The 2,500-nt window shown below is 56.7% G+C and carries 1 rRNA gene (cut by a window edge); it reads right to left on the reverse strand.

Features of this window, described 5'->3' with window-relative positions:
• Positions 1 to 2,500: ribosomal RNA gene (locus AB0J36_RS28380) — 23S ribosomal RNA — on the reverse strand; its annotated part runs 501 nt beyond the window's last position; the annotation flags it as partial.

Consider the following 2,500-nt stretch of genomic DNA (forward strand, 5'->3'; position numbering starts at 1 on the left):
GGGTGGGATACCTCATCTTGAAGCAGGCTTCCCGCTTAGATGCTTTCAGCGGTTATCCCTTCCGAACGTAGCTAACCAGCCGTGCCCTTGGCAGGACAACTGGCACACCAGAGGTTCGTCCGTCCCGGTCCTCTCGTACTAGGGACAGCCCTTCTCAAGTATCCTACGCGCACGGCGGATAGGGACCGAACTGTCTCACGACGTTCTAAACCCAGCTCGCGTACCGCTTTAATGGGCGAACAGCCCAACCCTTGGGACCTGCTACAGCCCCAGGATGCGACGAGCCGACATCGAGGTGCCAAACCATCCCGTCGATATGGACTCTTGGGGAAGATCAGCCTGTTATCCCCGGGGTACCTTTTATCCGTTGAGCGACACCGCTTCCACTCGCAAGTGCCGGATCACTAGTCCCGACTTTCGTCCCTGCTCGACCTGTCAGTCTCACAGTCAAGCTCCCTTGTGTACTTGCACTCAACACCTGATTGCCAACCAGGCTGAGGGAACCTTTGGGCGCCTCCGTTACCTTTTAGGAGGCAACCGCCCCAGTTAAACTACCCACCAGACACTGTCCCTGAACCGGATAACGGTCCGAAGTTAGATACCCAAATCAACCAGAGTGGTATTTCAAGATTGCCTCCACCCATACTGGCGTATGGACTTCACCGGCTCCCACCTATCCTACACAAGCTAACTCAAGTACCAATGTCAAGCTATAGTAAAGGTCCCGGGGTCTTTCCGTCCTGCCGCGCGTAACGAGCATCTTTACTCGTACTGCAATTTCGCCGGGCCTGTGGTTGAGACAGTGGGGAAGTCGTTACGCCATTCGTGCAGGTCGGAACTTACCCGACAAGGAATTTCGCTACCTTAGGATGGTTATAGTTACCACCGCCGTTTACTGGCGCTTAAGTTCTCCGCTTCGCCCCGAAGAGCTAACAGGTCCCCTTAACGTTCCAGCACCGGGCAGGCGTCAGTCCATATACATCGAATTACTTCTTCGCATGGACCTGTGTTTTTAGTAAACAGTCGCTTCCCCCTGCTCTCTGCGGCCATACAACGCTCCACCCGCGCGGGGCTTCACGTCTCCGGCCCCCCTTCTCCCTAAGTTACGGGGGCAATTTGCCGAGTTCCTTAACCACAGTTCGCCCGATCGCCTCGGTATTCTCTACCTGACCACCTGTGTCGGTTTGGGGTACGGGCCGCTAAGAACTCGCTAGAGGCTTTTCTCGGCAGCATAGGATCACTGACTTCACCTGAATCGGCTCGGCATCACGTCTCAGCCTTCATGCGTCGCGGATTTGCCTACGACACGGCCTACACGCTTACCCCGGCACAACCACCGGCCGGGCTCAGCTACCTTCCTGCGTCACCCCATCGCTTGACTACTACCCGCCAGGTTCCCACGCTCCCTCAGATCAGTCCGAAGACCTCACCAAGTTCGGGTGGTTAGCACAACGAGGTTCATCAGGGACGCTCTTTCGCGGGTACGGGAATATCAACCCGTTGTCCATCGACTACGCCTCTCGGCCTCGCCTTAGGTCCCGACTCACCCAGGGCGGATTAGCCTGGCCCTGGAACCCTTGGTCATCCGGCGGAAGGGTTTCTCACCCTTCTTTCGCTACTCATGCCTGCATTCTCACTCGTGCCGCGTCCACAACTGGGTCACCCCGCTGCTTCACTCGCGGCACGACGCTCCCCTACCCATCCACACACCTGCACAAGGAATCAAGTCCAAGCGAGGTTAAAATGTGAATGCCACAGCTTCGGCGGTGTGCTTGAGCCCCGCTACATTGTCGGCGCGGAACCACTTGACCAGTGAGCTATTACGCACTCTTTAAAGGGTGGCTGCTTCTAAGCCAACCTCCTGGTTGTCTATGCGACCCCACATCCTTTTCCACTTAGCACACGCTTAGGGGCCTTAGCTGGTGATCTGGGCTGTTTCCCTCTCGACTACGAAGCTTATCCCCCGCAGTCTCACTGCCGCGCTCTCACTTACCGGCATTCGGAGTTTGGCTGATTTCGGTAAGCTTGTGGGCCCCCTAGACCATCCAGTGCTCTACCTCCGGCAAGAAACACGCGACGCTGCACCTAAATGCATTTCGGGGAGAACCAGCTATCACGGAGTTTGATTGGCCTTTCACCCCTAACCACAGGTCATCCCCCAACTTTTCAACGTTGGTGGGTTCGGCCCTCCACGCGGTCTTACCCGCGCTTCAGCCTGCCCATGGCTAGATCACTCCGCTTCGGGTCTAGAGCATGCGACTAAAGCGCCCTATTCAGACTCGCTTTCGCTACGGCTCCCCCACACGGGTTAACCTCGCCACATGCCACTAACTCGCAGGCTCATTCTTCAAAAGGCACGCCGTCACCCCGCAAGGCTCCGACGGATTGTAGGCGAACGGTTTCAGGTACTATTTCACTCCCCTCCCGGGGTACTTTTCACCATTCCCTCACGGTACTCGTCCGCTATCGGTCACCAGGAAGTATTTAGGCTTACCAGGTG

Source organism: Micromonospora sp. NPDC049662, assembly GCF_040675055.1.
In the GTDB taxonomy this organism is placed as follows: Bacteria; Actinomycetota; Actinomycetes; order Mycobacteriales; family Micromonosporaceae; genus Micromonospora.